The 26,190-nt window shown below is 70.9% G+C and carries 25 protein-coding genes, 1 pseudogene and 1 riboswitch; of the genes and pseudogenes, 17 read left to right on the top strand and 9 right to left on the bottom strand.

Annotated features, from left to right (window positions below):
- The gene (locus tag IG62_RS0123050) at positions 1–753 is read right to left on the bottom strand and encodes a helix-turn-helix transcriptional regulator (RefSeq protein WP_030806374.1); all 753 of its coding nucleotides are present in this window, start codon (positions 751–753) and stop codon (positions 1–3) included.
- A gap of 142 nt (positions 754–895) precedes the next feature.
- Between IG62_RS0123050 and IG62_RS0123045 the strand changes: the two genes are divergently transcribed.
- Together IG62_RS0123045 and IG62_RS0123040 are read left to right on the top strand one after the other, a co-directional pair.
- Positions 896–1,129, top strand: coding sequence for a hypothetical protein (locus IG62_RS0123045; RefSeq protein WP_030806371.1), 234 nt, complete (start codon positions 896–898; stop codon positions 1,127–1,129).
- Positions 1,130–1,353: 224 nt separating this feature from the next.
- Positions 1,354–1,944, top strand: coding sequence for an N-acetylmuramoyl-L-alanine amidase (locus IG62_RS0123040; RefSeq protein WP_030806368.1), 591 nt, complete (start codon positions 1,354–1,356; stop codon positions 1,942–1,944).
- 108 nt (positions 1,945–2,052) lie between these two features.
- On the opposite strand, the gene IG62_RS0123035 is transcribed toward IG62_RS0123040, so the two are convergent.
- Positions 2,053–2,277: a hypothetical protein gene (locus tag IG62_RS0123035; protein WP_030806365.1), complete on the bottom strand. Its 225-nt coding sequence runs from the start codon at positions 2,275–2,277 to the stop codon at positions 2,053–2,055.
- A 12-nt stretch (positions 2,278–2,289) separates the two neighbouring features.
- Between IG62_RS0123035 and IG62_RS42170 the strand changes: the two are divergent.
- Both IG62_RS42170 and IG62_RS0123025 read left to right on the top strand, forming a co-directional pair.
- Positions 2,290–2,499 (top strand): annotated as a pseudogene (locus IG62_RS42170) (XRE family transcriptional regulator); the annotation flags it as partial.
- Between the two features lie 58 nt (positions 2,500–2,557).
- Positions 2,558–3,469 (top strand): 1-aminocyclopropane-1-carboxylate deaminase/D-cysteine desulfhydrase, encoded by a 912-nt coding sequence (locus IG62_RS0123025; protein WP_030806362.1) that lies wholly within the window; start codon positions 2,558–2,560, stop codon positions 3,467–3,469.
- Positions 3,470–3,489: 20 nt separating this feature from the next.
- Here IG62_RS0123025 and IG62_RS0123020 read toward each other — a convergent pair whose 3' ends face one another.
- Positions 3,490–5,091, bottom strand: coding sequence for a Na+/H+ antiporter (locus IG62_RS0123020; protein WP_030806359.1), 1,602 nt, complete (start codon positions 5,089–5,091; stop codon positions 3,490–3,492).
- 59 nt (positions 5,092–5,150) lie between these two features.
- Between IG62_RS0123020 and IG62_RS0123015 the strand changes: the two genes are divergently transcribed.
- The 4 genes from IG62_RS0123015 (at position 5,151) to IG62_RS0123000 (ending at position 7,671) form a co-directional block, all read left to right on the top strand.
- Positions 5,151–5,411, top strand: a complete 261-nt coding sequence (locus IG62_RS0123015; protein WP_030806356.1) for a UBP-type zinc finger domain-containing protein — start codon at positions 5,151–5,153, stop codon at positions 5,409–5,411.
- A 63-nt stretch (positions 5,412–5,474) separates the two neighbouring features.
- On the top strand, positions 5,475–5,963 hold the full coding sequence (locus IG62_RS0123010) for a GNAT family N-acetyltransferase (protein ID WP_030806353.1): 489 nt from the start codon (positions 5,475–5,477) through the stop codon (positions 5,961–5,963).
- A 291-nt stretch (positions 5,964–6,254) separates the two neighbouring features.
- Entirely contained in the window at positions 6,255–6,668 is a 414-nt protein-coding gene (locus tag IG62_RS0123005; RefSeq protein ID WP_030413515.1) for an anti-sigma regulatory factor, read from the top strand.
- A 43-nt stretch (positions 6,669–6,711) separates the two neighbouring features.
- On the top strand, positions 6,712–7,671 hold the full coding sequence (locus tag IG62_RS0123000; RefSeq protein ID WP_030806348.1) for an RNA polymerase sigma factor SigF: 960 nt from the start codon (positions 6,712–6,714) through the stop codon (positions 7,669–7,671).
- 388 nt (positions 7,672–8,059) lie between these two features.
- Here IG62_RS0123000 and IG62_RS0122995 read toward each other — a convergent pair whose 3' ends face one another.
- On the bottom strand, positions 8,060–8,515 hold the full coding sequence (locus IG62_RS0122995; RefSeq protein WP_030806345.1) for a hypothetical protein: 456 nt from the start codon (positions 8,513–8,515) through the stop codon (positions 8,060–8,062).
- A gap of 96 nt (positions 8,516–8,611) precedes the next feature.
- Between IG62_RS0122995 and IG62_RS0122990 the strand changes: the two genes are divergently transcribed.
- Positions 8,612–9,604 (top strand): diacylglycerol/lipid kinase family protein, encoded by a 993-nt coding sequence (locus IG62_RS0122990; protein ID WP_030806341.1) that lies wholly within the window; start codon positions 8,612–8,614, stop codon positions 9,602–9,604.
- A 319-nt stretch (positions 9,605–9,923) separates the two neighbouring features.
- Positions 9,924–10,181 carry a WhiB family transcriptional regulator gene (locus IG62_RS0122985; RefSeq protein WP_003983230.1) on the top strand — a complete coding sequence of 86 codons (258 nt, stop codon included), beginning with the start codon at positions 9,924–9,926 and terminating at the stop codon, positions 10,179–10,181.
- 212 nt (positions 10,182–10,393) lie between these two features.
- Here the strand turns inward: IG62_RS0122985 and IG62_RS0122980 are convergent, their stop codons facing one another.
- Entirely contained in the window at positions 10,394–11,866 is a 1,473-nt protein-coding gene (locus tag IG62_RS0122980) for a sensor histidine kinase (RefSeq protein WP_030806337.1), read from the bottom strand.
- A gap of 490 nt (positions 11,867–12,356) precedes the next feature.
- Here IG62_RS0122980 and IG62_RS0122975 point away from each other — a divergent pair, with 490 nt between their 5' ends.
- Complete coding sequence (locus tag IG62_RS0122975; RefSeq protein ID WP_030806334.1) at positions 12,357–13,130, top strand: SDR family oxidoreductase; 774 nt, start codon at positions 12,357–12,359, stop codon at positions 13,128–13,130.
- Positions 13,131–13,303: 173 nt separating this feature from the next.
- Positions 13,304–14,086, top strand: a complete 783-nt coding sequence (nagB, locus tag IG62_RS0122970; protein WP_030806331.1) for a glucosamine-6-phosphate deaminase — start codon at positions 13,304–13,306, stop codon at positions 14,084–14,086.
- Positions 14,087–14,192: 106 nt separating this feature from the next.
- Here nagB and IG62_RS0122965 read toward each other — a convergent pair whose 3' ends face one another.
- The 4 genes from IG62_RS0122965 to IG62_RS0122950 all read right to left on the bottom strand — a co-directional run bounded on the left by IG62_RS0122965 (position 14,193) and on the right by IG62_RS0122950 (position 18,983).
- Entirely contained in the window at positions 14,193–15,725 is a 1,533-nt protein-coding gene (locus IG62_RS0122965; protein WP_030806327.1) for a glycoside hydrolase family 3 protein, read from the bottom strand.
- A gap of 8 nt (positions 15,726–15,733) precedes the next feature.
- Complete coding sequence (locus IG62_RS0122960; RefSeq protein WP_030806324.1) at positions 15,734–16,573, bottom strand: carbohydrate ABC transporter permease; 840 nt, start codon at positions 16,571–16,573, stop codon at positions 15,734–15,736.
- On the bottom strand, positions 16,570–17,607 hold the full coding sequence (locus IG62_RS0122955) for a carbohydrate ABC transporter permease (RefSeq protein WP_030806321.1): 1,038 nt from the start codon (positions 17,605–17,607) through the stop codon (positions 16,570–16,572). Before IG62_RS0122955 ends, IG62_RS0122960 begins: the two co-directional genes overlap by 4 nt.
- 107 nt (positions 17,608–17,714) lie before the next feature.
- Positions 17,715–18,983, bottom strand: a complete 1,269-nt coding sequence (locus IG62_RS0122950; RefSeq protein ID WP_037839046.1) for an extracellular solute-binding protein — start codon at positions 18,981–18,983, stop codon at positions 17,715–17,717.
- A gap of 241 nt (positions 18,984–19,224) precedes the next feature.
- On the opposite strand from IG62_RS0122950, the gene IG62_RS0122945 reads away from it, so the two are divergent.
- The 5 genes from IG62_RS0122945 to IG62_RS0122925 all read left to right on the top strand — a co-directional run bounded on the left by IG62_RS0122945 (position 19,225) and on the right by IG62_RS0122925 (position 26,149).
- Positions 19,225–19,983: a GntR family transcriptional regulator gene (locus IG62_RS0122945; protein WP_030806315.1), complete on the top strand. Its 759-nt coding sequence runs from the start codon at positions 19,225–19,227 to the stop codon at positions 19,981–19,983.
- 263 nt (positions 19,984–20,246) lie between these two features.
- Positions 20,247–20,504 (top strand): DUF3311 domain-containing protein, encoded by a 258-nt coding sequence (locus tag IG62_RS0122940; RefSeq protein WP_051798445.1) that lies wholly within the window; start codon positions 20,247–20,249, stop codon positions 20,502–20,504.
- Positions 20,505–20,617: 113 nt separating this feature from the next.
- Positions 20,618–22,189: a monocarboxylate uptake permease MctP gene (gene mctP / locus IG62_RS0122935; protein ID WP_051798451.1), complete on the top strand. Its 1,572-nt coding sequence runs from the start codon at positions 20,618–20,620 to the stop codon at positions 22,187–22,189.
- Positions 22,190–22,402: 213 nt separating this feature from the next.
- A riboswitch (cobalamin riboswitch) is annotated at positions 22,403–22,504 on the top strand.
- A gap of 181 nt (positions 22,505–22,685) precedes the next feature.
- Positions 22,686–25,130, top strand: a complete 2,445-nt coding sequence (locus tag IG62_RS0122930; RefSeq protein WP_030806306.1) for a ribonucleoside-diphosphate reductase subunit alpha — start codon at positions 22,686–22,688, stop codon at positions 25,128–25,130.
- Positions 25,130–26,149, top strand: coding sequence for a ribonucleotide-diphosphate reductase subunit beta (locus IG62_RS0122925; RefSeq protein WP_030806303.1), 1,020 nt, complete (start codon positions 25,130–25,132; stop codon positions 26,147–26,149). The genes IG62_RS0122930 and IG62_RS0122925 overlap by 1 nt, the downstream gene beginning before the upstream one ends.
- Positions 26,150–26,190 lie beyond the last annotated feature (41 nt).

Genomic DNA, 26,190 nt, shown 5'->3' with positions numbered 1-26,190 from the left:
CTAACCCGAGCCGAGCAGCGCCCCCATCGGGGCCCCCGCCAGCGACTTCACCTCGCGGGCGAGGTGGGCCTGGTCCGCGTATCCCGCCCGCACCGCGACCTCGGCGTACGGCATCCCGGTGCGCGCCAGGTCCAGGGCCCGCACGAAGCGGAGTACCCGGGCGAGCGTCTTGGGGCCGTAGCCGAAGGTGTCCAGGCTCAGGCGGTGCAGCTGGCGTTCGCTCAGCGCGACCGCCCGGGCGACCTCGGCCACCGGCCGGCCGCGGGCCAGCGCCGCGGCGACGGCGGCGGTCCGGGCGTCACCCGCGGGCCCCGCCGCGCCCTGCCGGAGCCGCGCCCCGGCGGTCTCCTCCAGCACCCGGCCCACCCCCGTCGCCACCCGCGCCGCAGCCTGCTCCGCCGCCCGCTCGGTCAGCTCCCGTACCTGCGCCGCCGGCCACAGGTCCGCCAACGGGACGCGCCGGTCGCGCAGTTCGTGCGCCGGTACGCCGAAGACGGCGGGGCCCTGGCCCGGCGCGAACCGCAGCCCGGTGAAGCCGGTGCCGGGCGGCACACCACCGGGGTGGTACGGCCCGGTGTCCGGGCCCGCCACCAGCAGCCGGCCCTCACTCCAGATCAGGTCGGTGCAGCCGTCGGGGAGTACGGGGCGCCCCGCCGGCCCTGTGGTGTTGGTCCACAGCACCGCACCGGCCACCCGCGACGCCCGCTCCCGGTACCCCCGGGGCGCATCGGGCACCTCGGGCACGTCGGGCATGTCGAGTACGCCGAGTGACCCGAGTACACCGGCTGGCTCATCCGTCTCGCGCCGTTCGCCCACGTCCCCCAGCCTGGCACGGGAACCCCACGGCCGTCCGCGCCGTTGATCCCTTACGAGACGGACCGCACGGAGGTGGCAGATGTCAGGGTTTTTGGACCGCGCCAAGGAGCAGGCACAGAGCGCGCTCAACCAGGGCAAGCAGAAGGTCGAAGAGGTGCAGCAGCACCGCGTCGGCGGCGACCTGCTGAAGAAGCTGGGCGCCGCGTACTACGCCGAGAAGCGGGGCAGCGGTACCCCCGAGGCGACCCAGCAGGCGCTCAACGCCCTCGAAGCACACATCAGCGCACACGGGGACGGGTTCCTGCACGGCTGACGGACAACGGCCGGTGGACGGCGCGCAGCGGAAGGCGACGGGCGAGGCACGGGACGCGGAGCCCGCCCGGGGCCGGGGCCCCCTCGGCCGAAACCGCTCGTACACCCACCGAACGGCCGATCCGTTTTTTTGCGTTCCCCTCCACCTACGCGCCGCCATCCCGTACAAGCGAGACAGCAGGCGGTGCGCGGACGGCGGCCGCCGTGTCCCGTATCGGAGTGGCCATGTCCGAACCGCTGTCCGCCGCCCGCTTCCTCGCGGCGCTCAAGGCCGAGGACCTCAAGGTCGTCGAAATCGACGGCTGGCAGACGCACAACCGCAACAGCAAGGGGCCATGGGGCCCGGTGCACGGCGTGATGGTGCACCACACCGGCACCTCCGGCTCCAAGGACACCGTCAAGGTCTGCCACGACGGCCGGCCGGACCTGCCGGGACCGCTGTGCCACGGCGTGATCACCAAGGACGGCACGGTGCACCTGGTGGGCTACGGCCGCGCCAACCACGCGGGCCTGGGCGACGGCGACGTGCTGCGCGCGGTGATCGCCGAGAAGCGGCTGCCCCCGGACAACGAGGCCGACACCGACGGCAACCGCGCCTTCTACGGCTTCGAGTGCGAAAACCTCGGCGACGGCGACGACCCCTGGCCCGAGGCCCAGATGGAGGCCCTGGAAAAAGCCGCGGCAGCCGTCTGCCGGGCCCACCACTGGACCGAACGCTCGGTCATCGGCCACCTGGAATGGCAACCGGGCAAGATCGACCCCCGCGGCTTCACCATGCACTCCCTACGCAACCGCATCGCGGCCCGGCTGAAGTGACGGACGAGCTGGAGTACCCGGCTCTGCCTTGCGGAACCTGTGACCCGGCGTGCCCGGCCGGCGGCGGCGACCGGCCGGCACGACCGATGCCGGACCGGCCCGGCGAGGTCAGTGGACGCGGATGAGAGCCATGCGGATCGCTTGGGCCAACTGCTCCGCGTGGTCGGACCGGATCATGCCCAGGTCGACGTACGACGCCCCCGAGTGCGTCACCACCGGCCGCACCTTCGCCGCGGCGGCCTCCGGAAGGCCGAGGAGGGCCATCGCCGCCCGCAGCGCTTCCGCGGCGCTTTCGGCCCGGCCGCGGCTGTCCCGCCACATCTGTATGTCCATCCCTACCGTCCGCGCTACAGCAGTGCGGACGACGCCGTGAACCATGTGTCACTGTCCGTGTTCCGATTCGACCGCGAGGCGCTGGTCACACCTCACCTGGCACGGCTCGTCGGTCACGACTCGCCGCTGTTGCATCTGCGCCGTCAGGGCGACGGCGGGATGTTCGGCCGTTTCGCGGAGCACGCCGAAGAGCTGTGGAGCCGCGCCGTACCCGTGGGCTGAGCCCTGTGGCCAGTGGGTTGAGCCCCGGCCTCGCCCGGACAGCGGCCACACTGGAGAGGTGAACGCCCCGATAGACCCGACCGCCGCCCTCCACCCCCGCCTCCCCTCCCCCCTCCAGGAGGTTGAGGACGAGGTCTTCGCTCGGCGCGGGGTGCGGCTCGTGCTCAAGCGGGACGATCTGATACATCCGGATCTGCCGGGGAACAAGTGGCGCAAGCTGGAGCCGAATCTGCGGGCCGCCGCCGCGGCGGGGGCGCGGACGTTGCTGACGTTCGGCGGGGCGTACTCCAACCATCTGCGGGCGACCGCGGCGGCCGGCCGGTTGCTGGGGTTCGGCACCATCGGTGTGGTCCGCGGTGACGAGCTGGCCGGTGCGCCGCTCAATCCGTCGCTGGCCCGCTGTGCGGCCGACGGGATGCGGCTGCACTTCCTCGACCGGGACCGCTACCGGCGCAAGTCCGAGCCGGAGGTGCTGACCGCCCTGCACGACCGTTTCGGCGCGTTCCACGTCCTGCCGGAGGGCGGCAGCAACGCCCTTGCCGCACAAGGCTGTGCGGAGCTGGGCCGGGAGCTGCGCGGGGTGGCGGACACGGTCGGGGTGGCCTGCGGCACGGGCGGCACGCTGGCCGGTCTCGCCGCGGGGCTGGGCCCGGGCCGGCAGGCCCTCGGCTTCGCCGTACTGAAGGGCGGCCGCCCGCACTTCCTGACGGGGACGGTCGAGGAGCTGCAGCGGGCGGCGTTCGGCGGGCCGCGCGGCGACTGGCGGGTGGAGGACCGCTTCCACTGCGGCGGTTACGCCCGCCGCACGCCCGAACTGGACGAGTTCGCGGACGCCTTCGAGCGGCGGCACGGGCTGCCGCTGGAGCGGGTCTACGTCGCGAAGCTGCTGTACGGGCTGACCACGCTGGCCGAGGAGGGCGCGTTCCCGGCCGGCAGCACGGTCGCCGCGGTGATCACCGGCGCACCGTGAGGCCGGCGTGACCGCCGGGGTCAGGAGGCGCCCTCCCGGTACGCCGTCGCCTCCTCCAGGTCGAGCCGGCGCAGCAGCGTGCGCAGCATCTCGTCGTCGATCCGCCGGGCGTCCCGCAGCCGGACGAAGACCCGCCGCTCGGTGTCGATCATTTCCCGGGCCAGCCGCCGGTAGGTCTCGTCGGCGGACTCCCCGGTCACCTCGTTGACCGCGCCGAGCCGCTCCCACACGGAGTTGCGGCGGCGTTCCATGACGGTGCGCAGCCGGTCCGAGAGCGGGCCGGGCAGCGCGTTGCGCTCGTCGCTGAGCAGTTCCGCCAGGCGTTCCTCGGCGGCCCGGGACGCCTCGTTCTGGGCCTCGGCCTCGGCCAGCGTCTCGGCCTGCGCGTCCCGGCCGGGCAGCCGCAGGGCGCGGATCAGTGCGGGCAGGGTCAGGCCCTGGACGACGAGGGTGCCGATGACAGTGGTGAAGGTCAGGAAGAGCACCAGGTCACGCCCCGGGAAGGGCCCGCCGCCCTGCACGGTGGCCGGCACCGAGAACGCGATGGCCAGCGACACCACCCCGCGCATCCCGGCCCAGCCGACGATCACCGGCGCGGTCCAGTTCACCCCGGGCTCGCGGGCGCGGATCCGGGCGGAGAGCATCCGCGGCAGAAAGGTCGCGGGGAAGACCCAGACGAAGCGGGCCCCGACCACGACGGCGAACACCACCGCCGCGTACGCCAGCGCCGGGCCCGCCCCGTACGCCCCCAGGCCGCGCACCACGACCGGCAGCTGGAGTCCGATCAGCGCGAAGACCGCGGACTCCAGCAGGAAGGAGATCACCTTCCACACGGCGTCCTCCTGGAGCCGGGTCTCGAAGTCGACCTGCCAGGACCGGTGCCCCAGATAGAGGCCCACCACGACGACGGCGAGCACTCCGGAGGCACCGACCTGCTCGGCCGCCGCGTAGGCGACGAACGGGATGAGCAGCGAGAGGGTGTTCTCCAGCAGCGCGGACTCCCGCAGCCGGACGCGCAGCCAGTGCAGCGGCACCATCAGGACGACCCCGATGCCGATGCCGCCCAGGGATGCCAGGGCGAACTCCTTGATCCCGTCGCTCCAGGTGGCACCGGCGCCGACGGCCGCGGCCACCGCCACCTTGTAGGCGGTGATCGCGGTGGCGTCGTTGACCAGGGATTCGCCCTGCAGGATCGTGGTGATCCGGTGCGGCAGCCCGAGCCGGCGGGCGATGGCGGTGGCCGCGACGGCGTCCGGCGGGGCGACGACCGCCCCCAGGACCAGCGCCGAGGTCAGCGGCAGGCCCGGGACGAGGAGGTAGGCCGCGTACCCGACGACCAGCGTCGCGAACAGCACGTAGCCCACCGACAGCAACGCCACCGGCCGCACATTGGCCCGCAGGTCCAGATAGGAGCTCTCCAGCGCCGCGGTGTGCAGCAGCGGGGGCAGCACCAGCGGGAGCACGATGTGCGGATCGAGGGTGTAGTCCGGCAGGCCGGGGATGTACGACGCGGCGAGCCCGGCGGCCACGAGCAGCAGGGGTGCCGGCACCGGTGTCCTGCGCGCCAGCCCGGCGACCGCCGCACTGCCCGCGACCAGCAAGAACAGCGCCATCACAGCCATCTGCCCGTTCCGTCCCCTCACCCCGTCGCCGTCCGTCCCGGCGATCTAACCTGGCCATCATGAGCGAGTGCACGCACATTGCCGGGCTTCCGCGCGCCGAACCGGCGCCGCTGAGCGCCACCTGCCGGGAGTGCGAGGCGGTCGGCAGCCATCCCGTACAGCTGCGGCTGTGTCTGGTCTGCGGGCACGTCGGCTGCTGCGATTCCTCGCCGTACCGGCATGCGACGGGCCATTTCCGGGAAACCGGGCACGCGGTGATGCGGACCTTCGAGCCGGGCGACTCCTGGCGCTGGTGTTTCGTCGACCAGAAACTGGTCTGAGGCGAAAGCCGGGTGCGGAAATCCGGTGTGAGGTCTTCCCCGGCGGCTGTTTAGCCTTCAAGAATGATCCGCGAAGCAACCCCCGACGACGTCCCCGTCCTCCTCGCCATGATCGGCGAGCTGGCCGCCTACGAACGCGCCCCCGAGGCCGCCCGGGCCACCGAGCCGCAGCTGAAGGAGGCGCTGTTCGGGCCGCAGCCGGCGGCCTTCGCGCTGATCGCCGAGGCCGACGACGCTCCGGTGGGCTTTGCCCTGTGGTTCCGGAACTTCTCGACGTGGACGGGCACGCACGGTGTCTATCTGGAGGACCTCTACGTCCGCCCCGAGGCGCGCGGCGGCGGCCACGGCAAGGCGCTGATGGCCGCCCTCGCGGAGATCTGCGTGGCTCGCGGGTATGAGCGTTTCGAGTGGTCAGTCCTGGATTGGAATGAACCGTCCATCGGTTTTTACCGGTCGATCGGTGCCCGGCCCATGGACGAATGGACGGTCTTCCGGCTCACTGGAGAGGCACTGCACAACCTCGCGGGCGCAGCACGCGTCAACGGAGGGTAATCACCCGCGATTTGGCAGTGCACACCCCTAGCCACTGTCCGTACCCGTGGATTTACAATCAGTGACAGCGGGGAGGTCCGGTGACGCGGGCCGTTCGCCGCCCGGAGAGCAGTCGTGCCTCTTCCGGGCGACATCGGCCCGCAGATCGCGATAGCGTCGCAGCCGAACCATGTGCCGCGCCGGATCGTTCTCCTTTCATCCGAGGGGAGAAAGGACCGGCGCGAAATATCCCCAACCACGCGAATTTCGCGCATTCCAGCTCAACCAGCTTGTGCCACCTTGGAGGTGAGGGTGTCCCAGATCGCAGGCGAGCCCGGGACTCAGGACTTCGTGGAAGTCCGTCTGCCCGCTGCGGGTGCCTACCTGTCCGTGCTGCGTACGGCCACGGCCGGGCTCGCAGCCCGCTTGGACTTCACCCTCGACGAGATCGAGGATCTGCGCATCGCGGTCGACGAGGCCTGCGCGATCCTCCTGCAACAGGCCGTCTCCGGCAGTGTGCTGAGCTGCGTCTTCCGCCTGATCGACGACGCACTGCAGGTGACCGTGTCCGCCCCGACGACCGACGGCCGTGCCCCGGAGCGCGACACCTTCGCCTGGACGGTGCTCTCCGCACTGGCCGGCAAGGTGGATTCCACCGTCGCCGAGGACCGTACGGTCACCATCAGTCTGTACAAGGAGCGCGGCGCCGGTCCCGGACCGTCATGACCGAACAGGGGGCCCCGTGAAAGATCTCGAACGCGGCGGGCGGATGGCGTCCGGTGCGACCATCCCCGGTCAGCAGGCCCGGCCGCATCCGGTGGGCGTAGACGACCACGGCGGCCGGTTGGACGCGGCGGAGCAGGCAGAGCGGGCGGACCACATGGACCAGAGCGAGCAGCAGGGGCAGCAGGCGCATCGGCATGATGCTCCGGCGCCCGACGAGACGCTGCAGGAACCACAGCATTCCCAGGAGCCGCAGGACCGCAACGGCGCCCGGGCGATGTTCTACGAGCTGCGCAAGCTGCCCGACGGCTCACCGGAGCGCGCCGAGCTGCGCAACACCCTCGTCCGCATGCACCTCCCGCTCGTCGAGCACCTGGCCCGACGGTTCCGCAACCGCGGCGAGCCCCTCGACGACCTGACCCAGGTCGCCACCATCGGCCTGATCAAGTCGGTGGACCGCTTCGACCCGGAGCGCGGCGTGGAGTTCTCCACGTACGCCACGCCCACGGTCGTCGGCGAGATCAAGCGGCACTTCCGCGACAAGGGCTGGGCGGTCCGCGTCCCCCGTCGCCTCCAGGAGCTGCGGCTGTCCCTGACGACGGCGACCGCCGAGCTCTCCCAGCGGCACGGCCGGGCACCCACGGTGCACGAGCTGGCCGAGCACCTGTCGATCTCCGAGGAAGAGGTCCTGGAGGGCCTGGAGTCGGCCAACGCCTACAGCACGCTGTCCCTGGACGTCCCGGACACCGACGACGAGTCGCCGGCCGTCGCCGACACCCTCGGCGCGGAGGACGAGGCGCTGGAGGGCGTCGAGTACCGCGAGTCCCTCAAGCCGCTGCTGGAGGACCTCCCGCCGCGCGAGAAGAAGATCCTCCTCCTCCGCTTCTTCGGCAACATGACCCAGTCCCAGATCGCCCAGGAGGTCGGCATCTCCCAGATGCACGTCTCCCGCCTCCTGGCCCGCACCCTGGCCCAACTCCGCGACAAGCTCCTCGTGGAGGAGTGACCCACCGTAGCCGCGGGAATACCCACCCACCCGCCAACGTTGTGGCCCCGCAGGGGGCGTTCGGATCCCCTAGGGAATCCGTTCGACCTACCCCTACGGGGCCTTTCACATCCCGCACGCGCCTACCCCGCTGACATCCACCCCCACCCACGTCTTCCCTCCCCCAACGGGAGGGGACGGGCCGCAGGGGCCGGTGTTCGGGACGTAAAGCGACAGCAGTCCCCAACACCGGTCCCGGAGGCCCGTCACCGCACCCAACACCCACCCAGCCCGCCGCAGGCGCAACGGCGAGACGCCCCACGGCGGGACGGCCAAGTACGTGCGGGGCACCGCAAAGCGCAACGGCGAGCAACAACCGCGGCGGGACAGACGGCTACGTGGGAAGCCCCTACTCCCGCGGAGCGATCCCCAACGCCTCCGTAGCCGTAGGGTTGACCAGCAGGACGAGGACGACCAGCGCGGCCAGCGCCAGCGCGACGCCGCCCGCGACCAGCGCGCCCCCGCCGTGCACCAGCGTCCAGGCCACCGGCAGGGCGACGATCTGGGTGATCAGCGAGGGGCCCCGGCTCCAGCGGCGGCGCAGCCACAGTCCGCGCGCGGCGACCAGCGGCAGCACGGCCAGCGCGAGCACCGTCACCCCGCCCATCTCCGCCTGCTGCGGGCTGTCCGGCGAGCCCGTGAGCCCCATGATCAGCATGTACGTACCGAGGGCGGCCAGGGCGAGGCCCTCGATCCCGGTGAGGGCCGCGGCGGCGCTCAGCCGGGCGGGCCGCGGACCGGCCGGTGCGGGCGCGGCGGGGGCGCCGGCGGGGCGCTTCACGGACTGCTTCTGCTGACTGCTCACCCCAGCAGGGTAGCGCCGGCGGCCCCCGCTTCCCGGAACGCCCTGGATGCGGACGGGGCGTGAGCCCGGTACCGGCAGGTAGGTACGCTGCTGCACATGCGCGCTCTCCTCGTGGTCAATCCCGCTGCTACCACCACCAGTGCGCGCACCCGCGAGGTCCTCGCCCACGCCCTCGCCAGCGACCTCAAGCTGGAGGTCGCCGAGACCCGGTACCGCGGGCACGCCCGGGATCTTGCCCGGCAGGCCACCGAGGGCGGGGAGACCGAGCTGGTCGTGGCGCTGGGCGGGGACGGCACGGTCAACGAGGTCGTCAACGGTCTGCTGGCGAACGGACCCGATCCCGAGTCGCACCCCCGGCTGGCCGTGGTCCCCGGCGGCTCCACCAACGTCTTCGCCCGGGCCCTCGGGCTGCCCAACGATGTGGTGGAGGCCACCGGCGCCCTCCTGGACGCGCTGCGCGACGGCAGTGAGCGCACCATCGGTCTGGGGCTCGCCGCGGGCACCCCGGGTACGGAGGACGAGGGCGTTCCGGAGCGCTGGTTCACGTTCTGCGCGGGCTTCGGTTTCGACGCCGGGGTCGTCGGCCGGGTCGAACAGCAGCGGGAACGCGGCAAGCGTTCGACGCATGCCCTGTATATGCGACAGGTCGTACGGCAGTTCCTGGGGGAGGCGAACCGCCGGCAGGGGGTCATCACCCTCGAACGCCCGGGCGGCGAGGACGGCGCGCAGGGTGCGGCGGAGATCGTCGAGAACCTGGCGCTGGCCATAATCTGCAACACCGCTCCGTGGTCCTACCTGGGCAACCGTCCGATCTATCCGTCCCCGGACGCCTCGTTCGACACGGCCCTCGATCTGTTCGCACTGAGCAAGCTGTCCCCCTCGGCGGTGGCCCGTTATGCCACGCAGCTGCTCACGTCAACCCCGGAGCGCGGCCCCCATGGCAAGCATGCGCTCTCACTTCACGACCTCACGAACTTCACCTTGCATTCGCAGGTGCCGCTGCCCTTCCAGATGGACGGCGACCACCTGGGGCTGCGCACGAGTGTGACGTTCACAGGCGTTCGCCGTGCACTGCGTGTGATTGTGTGAGCAGTAGGGCCCAAAGTCCTTTCACTCGAACGTTTAGGCTGGTTCCCACCCCCTGGAATGACGGCTGTGACCGAGGCGACACCAAGGAATCAAAAAAAAGTTTCCGGAAGGGGTTGTATCCGCCGCCGAGGTTTGCGAGTCTCTTCATGGCGATCGGGACGGCCGCTTTACCGGCCCCCTTGAGAGCCCGAATCCTCCTCCTCATTCCCAGGACCGCACCAGTTCGCAACTGGAGTTCGGCCCTTCCCTTGTTGGGGGATTCGTGAAAGCGTTCACATTCACAAGCAACGATCCCGTCACACGAGGAGATGGAGCAGCCATGGACTGGCGTCACCGCGCCGTTTGCCGCGAGGAAGACCCCGAGCTCTTCTTCCCTATCGGCAACACCGGTCCTGCGCTGCTGCAGATCGAGGAAGCCAAGGCCGTCTGCCGCCGCTGCCCCGTCATGGAGCAGTGCCTGCAGTGGGCGCTTGAGTCCGGCCAGGACTCCGGCGTCTGGGGTGGTCTGAGCGAGGACGAGCGCCGCGCGATGAAGCGCCGTGCAGCTCGCAACCGGGCGCGCAACGCCAGCGCCTGAGCCAGCCGCCCCGTGGCCCCCGAGCCGCAGCGCGCAGTACCCCCGATGCACGCACGGCGCTGAGAAGCCCGGTCGTTATCGCATCGCAATAGCTTTGAGCCCCGGACCGATCGGTCCGGGGCTTGTTGCTGTTCCGGGCCCGACGACGGGGCCGGGCCGGCCACCGCACCCGGCCGGCGGGATTTCCCCCGGGGGACCTCCCCCGCTGCTGCCTAGTGCGGCTTCTCCGGCCGTACGGGGATGTCGAGGAGGACCCGGGTGCCGCGCTCGGGTGCCCGCACCATGTCGAAGGTGCCGCCCAACTCCCCTTCCACCAGGGTCCGTACGATCTGCAGCCCGAGGTTTCCGGCGCGCTGCGGGTCGAAGTCCTCGGGCAGGCCGCGGCCGTTGTCCTGGACGGTGACGATCAGCCGGGGGTCGGTCCGGCTGCCGCCGCGCACCGCGCCCACCTCGACGACGCCCTGCTCGGCCTGGTCGAAGGCGTGCTCCAGGGCGTTCTGCAGGATTTCGGTGAGGACCATCGACAGTGGGGTGGCCACCTCGGCGTCGAGGATGCCGAACCGCCCGGTGCGGCGGGTGGTCACCTTGCCCGGGGAGATCTCCGCGACCATGGCCAGCACCCGGTCGGCGATCTCGTCGAACTGGACCCGTTCGTCGAGGTTCTGGGACAGCGTCTCGTGCACGATCGCGATCGAACCCACCCTGCGCACGGCCTCGTTGAGCGCCTCGCGGCCCTGCTCGGAATCCATCCGGCGGGACTGCAGCCGTAGCAGCGCGGCCACTGTCTGCAAATTGTTCTTCACCCTGTGGTGGATTTCCCGGATGGTCGCGTCTTTGGTGATCAGTTCCCGTTCGCGCCGGCGCAGTTCGGTGACGTCCCGCAGCAGCACCAGGGAACCGATATGCGTGCCCTTCGGTTTGAGCGGAATGGCGCGCAATTGAATCACGCCGTCATTGCCCTCGACCTCGAATTCCCGGGGCGCCCAGCCGCTGGCCAGCTTGACCAGGGCCTCGTCCACCGGGCCGCGGGCCGGGGCCAGTTCGGCGGTGGCCTGCCCGAGGTGGTGGCCCACGAGGTCCGCGGCGAGACCGAGCCGGTGGTAGGCGGAGAGCGCGTTGGGGCTGGCGTACTGGACGATGCCGTCCGCGTCGAGCCGGATCAGCCCGTCGCCGGCGCGCGGCGAGGCATCCATGTCGACCTGCTGGCCCGGGAACGGAAACGTTCCGGCAGCGATCATCTGGGCGAGGTCGGAGGCGCTCTGGAGGTAGGTGAGCTCCAGCCGGCTGGGGGTGCGTACGGTCAGCAGATTGGTGTTCCGGGCGATCACGCCGAGCACCCGGCCCTCGCGCCGTACCGGGATGGACTCGACCCGGACCGGAACTTCCTCTCGCCACTCCGGGTCGCCCTCGCGTACGATGCGGCCCTCGTCCAAGGCGGAATCCAGCATCGGCCGGCGTCCCCGGGGAACGAGGTGGCCGACCATGTCGTCCTGGTAGGAAGTGGGGCCGGTGTTGGGACGCATCTGGGCGACCGAGACGTAACGGGTGCCGTCGAGCGTCGGGACCCAGAGGACGAGATCGGCGAAGGACAGGTCGGAGAGCAGCTGCCACTCCGAGACCAGCAGATGGAGCCACTCGAGGTCGGAGTCGCTCAGAGCGGTGTGCTGGCGTACGAGATCGTTCATGGAGGGCACGTCTTGGAGCCTACCGGCGTACGGTATGAGTGTTGTCCCCGCAAGGGCATGGACAAGTGAGAATGGTCTAGTCCAGAATTCAGCAAAGACCTCCGCCCTCCCCGCACAGGAGGACGGAACGAGGCCCGAAGCGCTCTCTGCCCTGACTGCGCCGAGGCCTCCGATCGACCGGTCCCAGGACGGGACGGCGACCCCACCGCACAAGGGGGAGCCCATCGTCCGTACGGCGGGGCCGGCCGATGTCAGCTCCGGGCTGCGGTGCCGATGACAGGTTGAGGGTCCTGTCCCGGCGCCGCGGCCCGCGGGTGTTTCCGGGGCCGGTGACGGCCCGGCTCGATGATCCACGTTTCCGTACCGCGCGACCCGGGATGCGTGCTAACGTCATTCTGGACCGAGCGATACAAAACACGTCGCCCGGCGGACGGAGCGGTGCGCCCGCGCGGCGGGGGCACCGGACACGGATGGGGAGGGGCACATGTCCATGGGTGCGCTCAGCGGCAGGACGGCACTGGTCACCGGCGGCGGCAGGGGGATCGGCCGGGCGATCTCGGAACGGCTGGGGCGGGACGGCGCCCGGGTGGCCGTCCACTACGGCCACGACGAGGCGGCGGCGAAGGAGACCGTCGCGGCGATCGAGGCCGCGGGCGGGACGGCCTTCACCGTCCAGGCGGAGCTGGGCGTGCCGGGGGACGCCGAAGCGCTGTGGGCCGCGTTCGACGAGCAGGCCGCGGGGCTGGACGTCCTGGTCAACAACGCCGGAATCAACAAGGCGGTGGACGGGACGCTCAAGGGGATCGGCGCGCTCACCGAGGAGGACTTCGACCGCCTCTTCGCGGTCAACACCAAGGCGCCGTTCTTCCTGGTGCAGCGGGGGCTGTCCCGGCTGCGCGACGGCGGGCGGATCGTCAATGTCTCCACCGGCCTGACCCGCGGCGCCGCGAAGCCGGAGCTGATCGCGTACGCCATGTCGAAGGGGGCCGTCGACGTCTTCACCTCGACCCTCGCCAAGGACCTGGGGCCGCGCGGCATCACGGTCAACGCGGTGGCGCCGGGGGCGGTGGACACCGACATGAACGCCGGCTGGCTGCGGGGCGAGGGCAACGCCGCGGCCCGGGTGCGGGTGCGCGGGCTGTCGCCGCTGGGCCGGGTCGCGGGCGGCGCGGAGATCGCCGACATCGTGGCCTTCCTGGCCTCGGACGACAGCCGGTGGGTGACCGGGCAGTGGATCGACGCGACGGGTGGCGGCCTGCTCTGACGCCGCCTCACCCGCCGGCCACCGTACCGACGGAAAGCCGCCGCCCGCCGTTCGGCGCCGCCACCCGGTCCGGGGGCCCACCCTCTGATAGATTGGTCTATACCACCTCACTTCATGGGCCCTTTCAGGCCCTTCGGACCCCTCGGACCCTTCTCCAGAACGGCAGGCCAAGCGTGGAAGTTGTCATCGTTCCGGACGCCACGGCAGGCGGCGAGCTGATCGCGGAGGCCATCGCCACCCTGGTGCGGCGCAAGCCCGATGCGCTGCTGGGGGTGGCCACCGGCTCGACCCCGCTGCCCATCTACCAGGCGCTGGCGGCGAAGGTCAGGGCCGGCGAGGTGGACGCCTCGCGGACCCGGATCTGCCAGCTCGACGAGTACGTCGGGCTGCCGGCCGGGCACCCCGAGTCCTACCGCTCGGTGGTGCTGCGCGAGGTGGTCGAGCCGCTCGGTCTGGACGAGGGCGCGTTCATGGGGCCGGACGGTACGGCGGAGGACGTCCAGGCCGCCTGCGAGGCGTACGACCGGGCGCTGGGCGAGGCCGGCGGGGTGGACCTCCAGCTGCTCGGCATCGGCACCGACGGGCACATCGGCTTCAACGAGCCCTGCTCCTCGCTGGCGTCGCGGACCCGCATCAAGACGCTGACCCGGCAGACCCGGGAGGACAACGCCCGGTTCTTCGACAGCCTCGACGAGGTCCCGCACCACGTCATCACCCAGGGCATCGGCACCATCCTGGAGGCCCGGCACCTGGTGCTGCTGGCCACCGGTGAGGGCAAGGCGGACGCGGTGGCCCATGCGGTGGAGGGCCCGGTGGCCGCGCTGGTCCCGGCCTCCGCGCTCCAGCTGCACCCGCACGCCACGGTCGTCGTCGACGAGGCCGCGGCCGGCAAGCTGAAGCTCGCCGAGTACTTCCGCGCCACCTACGCGGCGAAGCCGGAGTGGCAGGGCATCTGACCCGCCCGCGGGGCGCGCCCGCACACGGCCCGGCCGGGGCGTTCCCACGCGGAGCGTCCCGGCCGGTCCGTATCCCGGCCGGTCCGTGTTTCAGCCGGTCCGTGTTTCAGAGGCGCCCGGTGAGGGCCTCGGCCGCGGCCTGGCCGCAGACCCGGGCGGCGCCGTGGGTGGCGAGGTGGAGGGCGCCCCGCGGCGGGGCCTGGGGGACGCCCATTTCGACGACGGCGGTGCCGGGGCGGGCGGCCAGGAGGGCGGCCAGGGCGTCGGCCATCCAGGGGTGGCGGTGGACATCGCGGACGACGGCCACGATCCGGCGGCCGGCGGCCGCGGTGAGCAGACCCTCGACCAGTGCCGGGGTCCCGGCCGCGGCGGCGGCGTCCGCGGTGTAGGTGCCGGTGTCGGTGCCCGGCAGCAGGCGGGCCAGTTCGGCGGCGACGCCCCACGGAGTCTCGTCGCCGACCGCGATGTTGGCGAGCGGGGTGAACGCCGCGACGTAGGCGGCGCCGGTGAGCGGTGCGTAGGGCTGGCCGCCCGCGGTGCGGCGCAGGGCGCGCCGGGCGGCGGTGAGGCCGATCCCCGGCGCGGGGGCGGCCCCCTCCCCCGCGTCCCGGGTCCAGCGCGCCAGGGCGCGCACCCGTGCCGCGGCGTCGGCCAGCCGCTCCTCCGGCAGTTCGCCGTCGCGCACCGCCGCCACCAGGGCGTCGCGCAGCCGCAGCACGATGTCCTCGTCGGCGAGGCCGCCGCCCACGCAGATCGCGTCCGCGCCGGCCGCGAGGGCGAGCACGCTGCCATGTGCGATGCCGTAGGTGGCGGAGACGGCCTGCATCTCCATGCCGTCGGTGACGATCAGGCCGTCGAAGCCGAGGCCGCCCTCGGTGACGGGGGCGCGCAGCAGGCCGTGCAGGGCGGCCGGGCTGAGCGTGGCGGGGCGGTCGCCGTCCAGTGCGGGCAGCAGGATGTGGGCGCTCATCACGGCGCGGGTGCCGGCCGCGATCGCGGCGCGGAACGGTACGAGTTCGCGCTCCTGGAGGGTGGCCAGGTCGGCGGCGATCCGCGGCAGGTCGAGGTGGGAGTCGACGGCGGTGTCGCCGTGGCCGGGGAAGTGCTTGGTGCAGGCGGCCACGCCGGCGGACTGCAGGCCCTCGACGTAGGCGGCCGTGTGCCGGGCGACCAGGTGCGGGTCGGCGCCGAAGGAGCGGACGCCGATGACCGGGTTGTCCGGGTTGGAGTTGACGTCGGCGGACGGTGCCCAGTTGAGGGTGATGCCGCACTCGGCCAGCCGGCGGCCGAGTTCCCGGGCGACCGCGCGGGTCAGGGCCGGGTCGTCGACGGCGCCCAGCGCGTGGTTGCCGGGGAAGGAGGAGCCGCCGCGCACTTCGAGGCGGGTGACGTCGCCGCCCTCCTCGTCGACGGCGACCAGGACGTCCGGGCGTTCCGTGCGCAACCGGCCGGTCAGCGCGGCCAGTTGGCCGGGGTTCGCCACGTTGCGGCCGAAGAGGCCGACCGTGGTCAGGCCCTCGCCGAGCCGGCGCAGCAGCCAGTCGGGGGCGGTGGTGCCGGTGAAGCCGGGCTGGAGGACGGCGAGCGCGTCGCGGGTGAGGGTGTCGGTGGGGCGTACCGGGCGGACGAGAGGTGGCATGGCGTGCGTTATCCCTTCACTGCGCCGGAGGTGAGACCGCCGACCGCCTTGCGTTGCAGGAACAGGAAGAGGACGAGGACGGGGACGGCGAAGAGGGAGGCGGCGGCCATGGTGGCGCCCCAGTCGTCGCCGAACTGGGTCTGGAACTGCGAGAGCCACAGCGGCAGCGTGCCGGTGCCCGGCTCCTTGTTGAGGACCAGCACGAGCGGGAACTCGTTCCAGGCGGTGATGAAGCCGAAGAGGGAGGTGGCCATCAGGCCGGGTGCCAGCAGCGGGAGGACGACCTTGCGGAACGCCTGCCGCCGGGAGCAGCCGTCGACCATCGCGGACTCCTCCAGTTCCCTGGGCACCGCGGCGACGTAGCCGCGCAGTGTCAGCAGGGTGAAGGGCAGCACCATCAGCGTGTAGAAGCAGGTGAGCGGTACCAGGCTGTTGAGCAGGTCGGCGTCCCGGACGATCAGGTAGATGGAGATCACCATGACCTCCCACGGCGCCATCTGGGCGACCATGAAGGTCAGCAGGATGCCGCGGCGGCCCTTGAAGCGCATCCGGGTGAGGGCGAACGCCCCGCAGAGCGCGATGACCAGGGACAGCCCGACGGCCAGGACGGTCACGACGGCCGAGTTGCCGGCCAGTGCCCAGAAGTGGGGGGCGTTCACGGCCGTCGCGAAGTGCTCGACGGTGCCGTGGAGGGGGAACCACACCGGGTCCTCGGTGATGATGTCCCGGGTCGGTTTGAAGGCCGTGCTGAACATCCAGTAGACGGGGAAGGCGAAACCGAGGGCGAGCAGGGCCGCCGTGGCGTTGGGCCAGATGCGGCCGGCCGTCGAAAGGGCCGTGCGCTTCACAGCTCGTTCTCCTCTTGCTGTTCCTGCTTGAGCGTCAGACGCAGGTAGTAGGCGGTCATCACGAGCAGCACGGCGATGGTCAGCAGGGAGATCGCGGCGCCCATGCCGAAGTGGAGGTTGCCGACGCCCTCGGTGAAGGCGTAGATCGGCAGGGTTTCGGTGAGCCGGTCCGGGCCGCCCTGGTTGATCGCGAAGATCTGCGGGAACGCCTTGAAGACCCAGATGATCTCCAGGAACGTGGTGGCCAGGAAGAACGGCTTGAGGAAGGGGAAGGTGACGGAGGTGAAGACCTTCCAGGTGCCGGCCCCGTCCATCCGGGCGGCTTCGTAGAGCTCCCGGGGGATGGTCGTGGTGGCCGCGTAGAGGTTGAGGGCCACGAACGGCAGGGACTGCCACACGATCAGCACGGTGATCACGAAGAAGGTCGACAGCTGGGTGCCGACCCAGTCGTAGTGGGCCATGCCGTGCCGGCCGAGCTTGTCGAGCAGCCAGTTGACGACGCCGTAGCGGGAGTCGAAGAGCCACTGGAAGACGGTGGTGGCGGCGACCACCGGCATCGCCCAGGCCAGGACCAGTGCGAGCGACAGCGTCAGCCGCATCTTCTTGCCGAGCCGGGCCAGCAGCAGTCCGATCAGCACGCCCAGGACCATGATCAGCACCACGTTGACGGCGGTGAAGACGACGGTCCGGCCGGTGACCCGCCAGAACTGCTCGCTGCCCAGGACCTCCTGGTAGTTGCCGGTCCCGCGCCAGTCGGTGAGGTGCTGGATGAGCTCCTTCATGTTGAGGTTCTGGAAGGAGAGCAGCAGGTTGCGGACCAGCGGCCAGCCGAGGAAGACGGCGGTGGCGAGGAGGGCGGGCAGCAGGAGGAGATACGGGGTGCGGCGGGCGGGAGGCCGAGGGGTGCGGCGGGCGGGAGGCCGAGGGGTGCGGCGGGTGGTCCGTCCGCCTGCGGTGCCGCGGGTGGGCGGGTCTGCCCCCTTGCCGGTGTGCGGCGCGGTCTCTTCCCCCGCGGCGTCGAGCTGCACTGCCATGGCCCCTGTTCCCCCTTGTTGTCGCCGGGTTGCCGTGAAGGTCGGTGTGCACCTGCTGACGCGCGTACGGGACCGGGGACGGCCGGCCCCGTACGCAGCCGGTGTGGTTACTGCTTGGCGAGCCGCGAGTTGATCTCGGACTCGATGTCCTTGGCGGCGTCGGCCGGGGACTTACCGTTCAGCACGGCCGTCATGTAGCTCTTGATGGGGTTCGGGACGTTCTCCACGGCGGCCCACTGCGGAATGAGCGGAGTGGTGCCGCCGGACTTCTGTGCCGCGGGGGCGGCGGCCGCGGCGGCCGGATTCTCCTTGGCGGCGCCGGCCAGGTCGGCGGACTTCGGGGTCCAGCCGGCCTCCTTGACCATCTGCCCGTCGTTCTCCTTGGAGAGTGCGACCTTCAGGAATTCCTTGGCGAGTTCCTGGTTCTTGCCCATTCCGGCGACCGCGAAGTTGGAGCCGCCGAGGAATACCCCCTCGGGCTTGTCCGCGGTCTCGCCCGGAATGGTGAAGAAGCCGATGTCCTGCTTGATGTCCGGGTTGGCCTTGACGGCGGTGGCGGCCTCGTAGCCCATGGCGATGACGGCACCGGTCTTCCCCTTGGCGAAGACCTCGGCCTGCTGCGGGGTGGCTTCGTCCTTGTTCTTCGGCGCGGTGCTGAAGGACTGGTACTGCCGGTAGATGTCCATGGCCTTGGAGACCTTGGGGTCGCCGAGGTTGGAGACCCACTTGCCGCCCTGCTTCTTCACCAGGTCGGCCCCGGTGCCGATGGTCAGGCCGTCGAAGAAGTACCAGTTCTGGCCGGGCAGGTAGAGCGGTTCGGCGTCGGTCTTCTTCTTGATGGTGTCGAAGTCCTTGAAGAGCTCGGAACGGGTCTTCGGAATGCCTTTGATACCGGCCTTCGCCCAGATCTTCTTGTTGTACATCACCACGCGGTTCCCGGCGTACCACGGCAGTGCGTACTGCTTTCCGTCCACGACCGACGCCTTGTTGAACGCGTCGTTCCAGTCGGCGCCGATGTCCTTCTTGAGGTCACCGAGGTCGGCCAGGGCGCCGGCCTTGGCGTAGGCGGCGGTCTGGGTGTTGCCGATTTCCACGACGTCCGGCGGGGTGTCCTCGGAAAGGGCGGTGCTCAGCTTCTGCTGAATGCCGTTCCACTGCTGGACCTTGAACTCGACCGTGGCGCCGGTCTTCTTCTTGAATTGCTCGGAGACCTGCTGGGACCACTGTTCCGGGTTCGATCCGCTCATCACCCATACGGTCAGCTTCTGGCCCTTGAAGCCGTCCGCCCCCGTCTTCCCGCCGTCGCTGGACCCACAGGCAGCGACACTCACCAGCATTCCCGCGACGGCCGTCGCTGCTATGAGCCCACGCTTCATTGCGCTCTCCCCTAAAGGCCGGGTGTGGTCTTTAATGGTTTAGACCAGTTCCCGCAGCTTGGCCTAGACCTTTTGGGGTGTCAAGGGTGTATAAGAGTCGCTGTCAGGTCCGTTACCGGACCGACATCTGGCGGGCCGGGACCTGCGTAAGGGCGCGGGGAACCCTTCCGTGCCACGATGTGAGCCGCTACGTACGGAGGAGCCGGTGACGGCAGCAGGACAGGGGTCGGAGAGGCGGGTCATGGAGACCGACGGCGGCAGCGCCGAGAGCGGCGGCGGCGCGCGGACCGCGCGAGTGCCCAAGTACTACCGCCTCAAGCGGCACTTGCTGGAGATCACCGAAACCCTGCCGCCCGGCACCCCGGTCCCGCCCGAACGCACCCTCGCCGCGGAGTTCGACACCTCGCGGACCACCGTCCGCCAGGCACTCCAGGAACTGGTCGTCGAGGGCCGGCTGGAACGCATCCAGGGCAAGGGCACGTTCGTCGCCAAGCCCAAGGTTTCCCAGGCCCTGCAACTGACCTCCTACACGGAGGACATGCGCGCGCAGGGGCTGGAACCGACCTCCCAGCTGCTGGACATCGGCTACGTCACCGCCGACGACCGGCTGGCCGGACTGCTGGACATCGCACCCGGCGGCCGGGTGCTGCGCATCGAACGGCTGCGGCTGGCCAGCGGTGAGCCGATGGCGATCGAGACCACCCACCTGTCGGCCAAGCGCTTCCCCGCGCTCCGCCGCAACCTGGTCAAGTACACCTCGCTGTACACCGCGCTGGCCGAGGTCTACGACGTCCGGCTCGCCGAGGCAGAGGAGACCATCGAGACCTCGCTGGCCACCCCGCGCGAGGCCGGGCTGCTGGGCACCGACGTCGGCCTGCCGATGCTGATGCTCTCCCGCCACTCCCTCGACGCGCAGGGGCAGCCGGTGGAATGGGTGCGCTCGGTCTACCGCGGCGACCGCTACAAGTTCGTCGCCAGGCTGCAGCGCCCCACGGACTGAGCAACGCCCTACGGGCCGGACACGCCCGCAAAAATCGGCACTCCCCGTGGACCGGACACCCCCGTGGACCGGACACCCCCGCGGAACGGGCCCTCCCCGCGGACCGGGCGGCGCGCCGGCGGGCGCGGAACTCCCGCTGCCCGCCGCGCTTTTCCGCGCGGAGTGTCCATACCGATATGCGGACACCTAGTGACGCGCGCCACGGCCCTGCCATAGATTTTCAGCCGATTACACAGGAGACAGTCAGGGACGGAGCCACGCTGATGCCAGAGCCAGCCGAATCACCGACCGGAAGACCGGTCGTCACCCCGACGCGCATAGTGGCCGGACTGTGCCTGCTGGCTCCGTTCGTCTCGATGCTGTGGGTGAGTTCGTACGCCAGGATCGAACCGACGCTGATCGGGATCCCGTTCTTCTACTGGTACCAGATGCTGTGGGTGCTGATCTCGACGGTGCTGACCACCGTCGCGTACAAGCTCGTCCGGCGTGAGCAGCGCCTCCGCAAGGACGGTGGCCGGTGAACGCCCTCGTGACCGCGGCCCCGGCGACCGTCCGGCTGGCCGCCTCCCAGACCCACGGCGTCAACGGCGTCGCCCTCGCCGTCTTCGTCTTCTTCTTCCTGGCCGTGACGGTCATGGGCTTCCTCGCCGCCCGCTGGCGCAAGGCCGAGCAGTCCGCCAACCTGGACGAATGGGGCCTGGGCGGCCGCAGCTTCGGCACCTGGATCACGTGGTTCCTGCTCGGCGGTGACCTGTACACCGCGTACACCTTCGTGGCCGTCCCGGCGGCGGTCTACACGGCGGGCGCCTCCGGCTTCTTCGCCGTGCCCTACACGATCCTGGTCTACCCCTTCATCTTCCTCTTCCTGCCCCGCCTCTGGTCGGTCTCGCACAAGCACGGCTACGTCACCACCTCCGACTTCGTCCGCGGCCGCTTCGGCTCCAAGGGCCTGTCGCTGGCGGTGGCGCTCACCGGCATCCTCGCCACGATGCCGTACATCGCGCTCCAGCTGGTGGGCATCCAGGCGGTGCTGGACGTCATGGGCATCGGCGGTGGCGAGCACACCAACTGGTTCGTCAAGGACCTGCCGCTGCTGATCGCCTTCGCGGTCCTGGCGGCCTACACCTACTCCTCCGGTCTGCGCGCGCCCGCCCTGATCGCGTTCGTCAAGGACGGCCTGATCTACCTCGTCATCGGCGTGGCGATCGTCTACATCCCGATCAAACTGGGCGGCTTCGACAGCATCTTCCACGCGGCGGGCAAGGCGCTCGCGCAGCCCGGCGCCGTCCCCGGCAAACCACGCGGCGAAGTGACCAGCGGCCCCAACGCCCAGTGGGCGTACGCCACTCTGGCGCTCGGTTCGGCGCTGGCGCTGTTCATGTACCCGCACTCGATCACCGCGACGCTGTCCTCGCGCAGCCGCAACGTGATCCGCCGCAACACCACGATCCTGCCGCTCTACTCGCTGATGCTGGGCCTGCTGGCGCTGCTCGGCTTCATGGCCATCAAGGCCGGTACGGACATCCAGGGCAACCCGCAACTGGCCATCCCCCAGCTGTTCGAGGACATGTTCCCCAGCTGGTTCACCGGCGTGGCGTTCGCCGCGATCGGCATCGGCGCGCTCGTCCCCGCGGCCATCATGTCCATCGCGGCCGCCAACCTCTTCACCCGGAACGTCTACAAGGACTTCCTCAAGCAGGACGCCACGCCCGAGCAGGAACACAAGGTCGCCAAGCTGGTCTCCCTGCTGGTCAAGGTCGGCGCCCTGATCTTCGTCCTCACCATGGACAAGACGGTCGCCATCAACTTCCAGCTGCTGGGCGGGATCTGGATCCTGCAGACCCTGCCGTCCCTGGTCGGTGGCCTGTTCACCCGCTGGTTCCACCGCTGGGCCCTGCTGGCGGGCTGGGCGGCCGGCATGCTCTACGGCACGCTCGCGGCGTACGGCGTGGCCACCCCGAAGCAGAAGCACTTCGGCGGCCCCAGCACGGCGATCCCCGGCCTCGGGGAGATCGGCTACATCGGCCTGACCGCGTTCGTCCTGAACGTCGTCGTCGCGGTCGTCCTCACCGTCGTCCTACGGGCCTTCAACGCCCCCGACGGCACGGACGAGACCAGCCCCGCGGACTACACCGCCGACGCGGGCGACAAGGGCGTCCTCGCCGACCTCCCGCCGGCCACGGCGGGGGCACCGGCGGGGCACTGAGCCACCCCGCGTCCGACGCCACGGGCCGCTGCCTCCCGCACGGGAGGGAGCGGCCCGTTCCGTTGCCACCGGGCCGGTTCACCCCGTCCCCCGGTGGCTCGGCGCCGAGGGTGATGCACTGACAGACACCGCGTGATCACACACGACACACTAGATGTGGGGGTGCGCCTGAGGGGGCACCACCACATGTATGCTCGTCCTCGCTGTCGCCGCAGGGGAACCCGGTGGGAATCCGGGACTGTCCCGCAACGGTGTACGAGCGCACCCGCCCGCCTTTGTCGACGGGCCGCCGTGCGCCCGGAAGTCCGAGGACCTGCCGACGGCACGCCCGCACCGCCATCGGTGCGGACGTCGATACGTCCGGGCCCCGAGGGAGGGCCGGTGGACGCCGCGCGGTGTGCCCGCGCACCCCTGACCTGACGGGGTGCCGCATGCCCGCGTGCGCCCGTCGCGCCCACGCCCCTCCCGGCCCCCGCCGAGTGAGGGAGAGCATCACGTGACCATCGCGCCAACGGAACCCGCGTCAGACGCCGAGGTCGTGCCGCCCGCGGTGACCACGCCGCCCGCCTCCGACGGTCCGGGCGTCGCCCTGCTGCGCACCCTCACCGAGCTGACCGCGGACCTCACCGCGACCGACCCCGGCAAGGTGGCCGCCGCCGCCCTGCGCGGCCGGCACGCGGGTTCCGACGAGGCCGAGTTGCGCGCGCTGGCCACCGAGGCCGCGGCCGGCCTGATCGGTGACGAGCCGGAGTACTCCAAGCTCGCCGCGCGGCTGCTCACCCTCGCGATCTCGGAGGAGGCGGCCGAACAGGGGGCGGTCGCCTTCTCCGCCTCCATCGAGGTCGGCCACCGCGAGGGGCTGATCGCCGATGAGACCGCGGAGTTCGTACGGACCCACGCGGCGCGGCTGGACGCGCTGGTCGAGCAGGCGCTCGCGGACGGCGCCGACGACCGCTTCGGCTACTTCGGGCTGCGGACGCTGCACTCGCGCTATCTGCTGCGGCACCCCACCACCCGTCAGGTCGTCGAGACGCCCCAGCACTTCCTGCTGCGGGTGGCCTGCGGCCTCGCCGAAACCGCTGACTCCGAAGAGGGCAGCGCCCGCACGCTGGACGACGTCGCCGAGCTGTACCGCCTCACCAGCTCGCTCTCGTACCTCCCCTCCTCCCCCACCCTCTTCAACTCCGGCACCCGCCACCCCCAGATGTCGTCCTGCTACCTGCTGGACTCCCCGCTGGACGAGCTGGACTCGATCTACGACCGGTACCACCAGGTGGCCCGGCTCTCCAAGCACGCCGGCGGCATCGGGCTGTCGTACTCCCGGATCCGGGCCCGCGGTTCGCTGATCCGCGGCACCAACGGGCACTCCAACGGCATCGTGCCGTTCCTGCGCACACTGGACGCCTCGGTCGCGGCGGTGAACCAGGGCGGCCGGCGCAAGGGCGCGGCCTGCGTCTACCTGGAGACCTGGCACGCGGACATCGAGGAGTTCCTGGAGCTCCGCGACAACACCGGCGAAGAGGCCCGCCGTACCCACAACCTGAACCTCGCGCACTGGATCCCGGACGAGTTCATGCGCCGGGTGGAGGCGGACGGCGACTGGTCGCTGTTCTCGCCCTCCGACGTCCCCGAGCTGGTGGACCTGTGGGGCGAGGAGTTCGACGCCGCGTACCGCAAGGCCGAGGCCGAGGGCCGGGCGCTCAAGCAGATCCCGGCCCGGGTGCTGTACTCCCGCATGATGCGGACCCTGGCGCAGACCGGCAACGGCTGGATGACGTTCAAGGACGCCGCCAACCGCACCGCCAACCAGACCGCCGAGCCCGGCAAGGTCGTGCACTCCTCCAACCTGTGCACGGAGATCCTGGAGGTGACCGACGACGGGGAGACCGCGGTCTGCAACCTCGGGTCGGTCAACCTCGCCGCGCACCTGGGCGACGAGGCCGACGGCTGGGAGGAGGCGATGGACTGGGAGCGGCTGGACGCCACGGTCCGTACGGCCGTCACCTTCCTCGACCGCGTCGTGGACATCAACTTCTACCCCACCGAGCAGGCCGCCGCCTCCAACTCCCGCTGGCGTCCGGTCGGTCTGGGCCTGATGGGCCTGCAGGACGTCTTCTTCCGGCTGCGGCTGCCCTTCGACTCCCCCGAGGCGAAGGAGCTGTCCACCCGTATCTCCGAGCGGATCATGCTCGCCGCCTACGAGGCGTCCGCCGACCTCGCGGACCGGCACGGCCCGCACCCGGCCTGGTCCGCGACCCGCACCGCCCGCGGCGTGCTGCACCCCGACCACTACCCGGACGCCGAGCCGCGCTGGGCGGACCGCTGGGCCGCGCTGCGCGCCCGGATCGCGAAGACCGGGATGCGCAACTCCCTCCTCCTCGCGATCGCGCCGACCGCGACCATCGCCTCCATCGCCGGCGTGTACGAGTGCATCGAGCCGCAGGTGTCCAACCTCTTCAAGCGCGAGACGCTGAGCGGTGAGTTCCTGCAGGTCAACGCCTATCTGATCGAGGAGCTCAAGGCGTTGGGCCTGTGGGACGCGCGAACCCGGGACGCGCTGCGCGAGGCGAACGGCTCGGTGCAGGACGTGGCGTGGATCCCCGAGCACATCCGGGCGCTCTACCGCACCGCCTGGGAGATCCCGCAGCGCGCCCTGATCGACATGGCCGCGGCCCGTACGCCGTACCTCGACCAGAGCCAGTCGCTGAACCTCTTCATGGCGTCGCCGACCATCGGCAAGCTCAGCTCGATGTACGCGTACGCCTGGAAGCGCGGCATCAAGACCACGTACTACCTGCGGTCGCGCCCGGCGACGCGGATCGCGCAGTCGGCGCGCGCCGCGTCCGTCCCCGCCCAGCAAACGCCGCAGCTGCCGGTGACCGACCCCGAGGCGGTCGCCTGCTCCCTGGAAAACCCCGAGTCCTGCGAGGCCTGCCAGTAATGTCCGACACCGCCCGTTCCAAGAACCTGCTCGACCCGGGTTTCGAACTCACCCTGCGGCCCATGCGGTACCCGGAGTTCTACGACCGCTACCGCGACGCGATCAAGAACACCTGGACCGTGGAGGAGGTCGACCTCCACTCCGACGTGGCCGACCTCGCCAAGCTCTCGCCCGGCGAGCAGCACATGATCGGCCGGCTGGTCGCGTTCTTCGCGACCGGTGACTCGATCGTCGCCAACAACCTGGTCCTGACGCTGTACAAGCACATCAACTCCCCCGAGGCGCGGCTGTATCTGAGCCGTCAGCTCTTCGAGGAGGCGGTGCATGTCCAGTTCTATCTGACGCTGCTGGACACCTATCTGCCCGATCCGGAGGACCGCGCCGCCGCCTTCGCCGCGGTGGAGAACATCCCGTCCATCCGGGAGAAGGCCCAGTTCTGCTTCAAGTGGATGGACCACGTCGAGCAGATCGAGCGGCTGGAGACCAGGGAGGACCGCCGTCGCTTCCTCCTCAACCTCATCTGCTTCGCGGCCTGCATCGAGGGCCTGTTCTTCTACGGCGCCTTCGCCTACGTCTACTGGTTCCGCTCGCGCGGGCTGCTGCACGGCCTGGCCACCGGCACCAACTGGGTCTTCCGCGACGAGTCCATGCACATGGAGTTCGCGTTCTCGGTGGTGGACACCGTCCGCGAGGAGGAGCCCGACCTCTTCGACGACAAGCTGGAGCTGCAGGTCACCGAGATGCTGAAGGAGGCCGTCGAGGCCGAGCTGCAGTTCGGCCGTGACCTGTGCGGCGACGGCCTGCCGGGGATGAACACCGAGTCGATGCGCGAGTACCTGCAGTGCGTCGCGGACCAGCGTCTGCAGCGGCTCGGCTTCGCGCCCGTGTACGGCTCGGAGAACCCGTTCTCCTTCATGGAGCTGCAGAACGTCCAGGAGCTGACCAACTTCTTCGAGCGCCGGGCCTCCGCCTACCAGGTCGCCGTCGAGGGCTCGGTCTCCTTCGACGACGACTTCTAGGCCGGCGCCCCGACGTCCGTGCCGGCGACGCCCGTTCACCC

Source organism: Streptomyces sp. NRRL S-337 (genome assembly GCF_000720175.1).
GTDB lineage: Bacteria > Actinomycetota > Actinomycetes > Streptomycetales > Streptomycetaceae > Streptomyces > Streptomyces siderophoricus.
This window is presented reverse-complemented; position numbering and strand designations above follow the sequence as displayed.

What these genes read in the sequence shown, in the direction of transcription:
- IG62_RS0123050 (WP_030806374.1), bottom strand. Translation starts at nt 753, where the DNA reads ATGCCCGACGTGCCCGAGGTGCCCGATGCGCCCCGGGGGTACCGGGAG.
- IG62_RS0123045 (WP_030806371.1), top strand. Translation starts at nt 896, where the DNA reads ATGTCAGGGTTTTTGGACCGCGCCAAGGAGCAGGCACAGAGCGCGCTC.
- IG62_RS0123040 (WP_030806368.1), top strand. Translation starts at nt 1,354, where the DNA reads ATGTCCGAACCGCTGTCCGCCGCCCGCTTCCTCGCGGCGCTCAAGGCC.
- IG62_RS0123035 (WP_030806365.1), bottom strand. Translation starts at nt 2,277, where the DNA reads ATGGACATACAGATGTGGCGGGACAGCCGCGGCCGGGCCGAAAGCGCC.
- IG62_RS0123020 (WP_030806359.1), bottom strand. Translation starts at nt 5,091, where the DNA reads ATGGCTGTGATGGCGCTGTTCTTGCTGGTCGCGGGCAGTGCGGCGGTC.
- IG62_RS0123015 (WP_030806356.1), top strand. Translation starts at nt 5,151, where the DNA reads ATGAGCGAGTGCACGCACATTGCCGGGCTTCCGCGCGCCGAACCGGCG.
- IG62_RS0123010 (WP_030806353.1), top strand. Translation starts at nt 5,475, where the DNA reads ATGATCCGCGAAGCAACCCCCGACGACGTCCCCGTCCTCCTCGCCATG.
- IG62_RS0123000 (WP_030806348.1), top strand. Translation starts at nt 6,712, where the DNA reads ATGGCGTCCGGTGCGACCATCCCCGGTCAGCAGGCCCGGCCGCATCCG.
- IG62_RS0122990 (WP_030806341.1), top strand. Translation starts at nt 8,612, where the DNA reads ATGCGCGCTCTCCTCGTGGTCAATCCCGCTGCTACCACCACCAGTGCG.
- IG62_RS0122985 (WP_003983230.1), top strand. Translation starts at nt 9,924, where the DNA reads ATGGACTGGCGTCACCGCGCCGTTTGCCGCGAGGAAGACCCCGAGCTC.
- IG62_RS0122980 (WP_030806337.1), bottom strand. Translation starts at nt 11,866, where the DNA reads ATGAACGATCTCGTACGCCAGCACACCGCTCTGAGCGACTCCGACCTC.
- IG62_RS0122975 (WP_030806334.1), top strand. Translation starts at nt 12,357, where the DNA reads ATGGGTGCGCTCAGCGGCAGGACGGCACTGGTCACCGGCGGCGGCAGG.
- IG62_RS0122965 (WP_030806327.1), bottom strand. Translation starts at nt 15,725, where the DNA reads ATGCCACCTCTCGTCCGCCCGGTACGCCCCACCGACACCCTCACCCGC.
- IG62_RS0122955 (WP_030806321.1), bottom strand. Translation starts at nt 17,607, where the DNA reads ATGGCAGTGCAGCTCGACGCCGCGGGGGAAGAGACCGCGCCGCACACC.
- IG62_RS0122950 (WP_037839046.1), bottom strand. Translation starts at nt 18,983, where the DNA reads ATGAAGCGTGGGCTCATAGCAGCGACGGCCGTCGCGGGAATGCTGGTG.
- IG62_RS0122945 (WP_030806315.1), top strand. Translation starts at nt 19,225, where the DNA reads ATGGAGACCGACGGCGGCAGCGCCGAGAGCGGCGGCGGCGCGCGGACC.
- IG62_RS0122940 (WP_051798445.1), top strand. Translation starts at nt 20,247, where the DNA reads ATGCCAGAGCCAGCCGAATCACCGACCGGAAGACCGGTCGTCACCCCG.
- mctP (WP_051798451.1), top strand. Translation starts at nt 20,618, where the DNA reads ATGGGCTTCCTCGCCGCCCGCTGGCGCAAGGCCGAGCAGTCCGCCAAC.
- IG62_RS0122925 (WP_030806303.1), top strand. Translation starts at nt 25,130, where the DNA reads ATGTCCGACACCGCCCGTTCCAAGAACCTGCTCGACCCGGGTTTCGAA.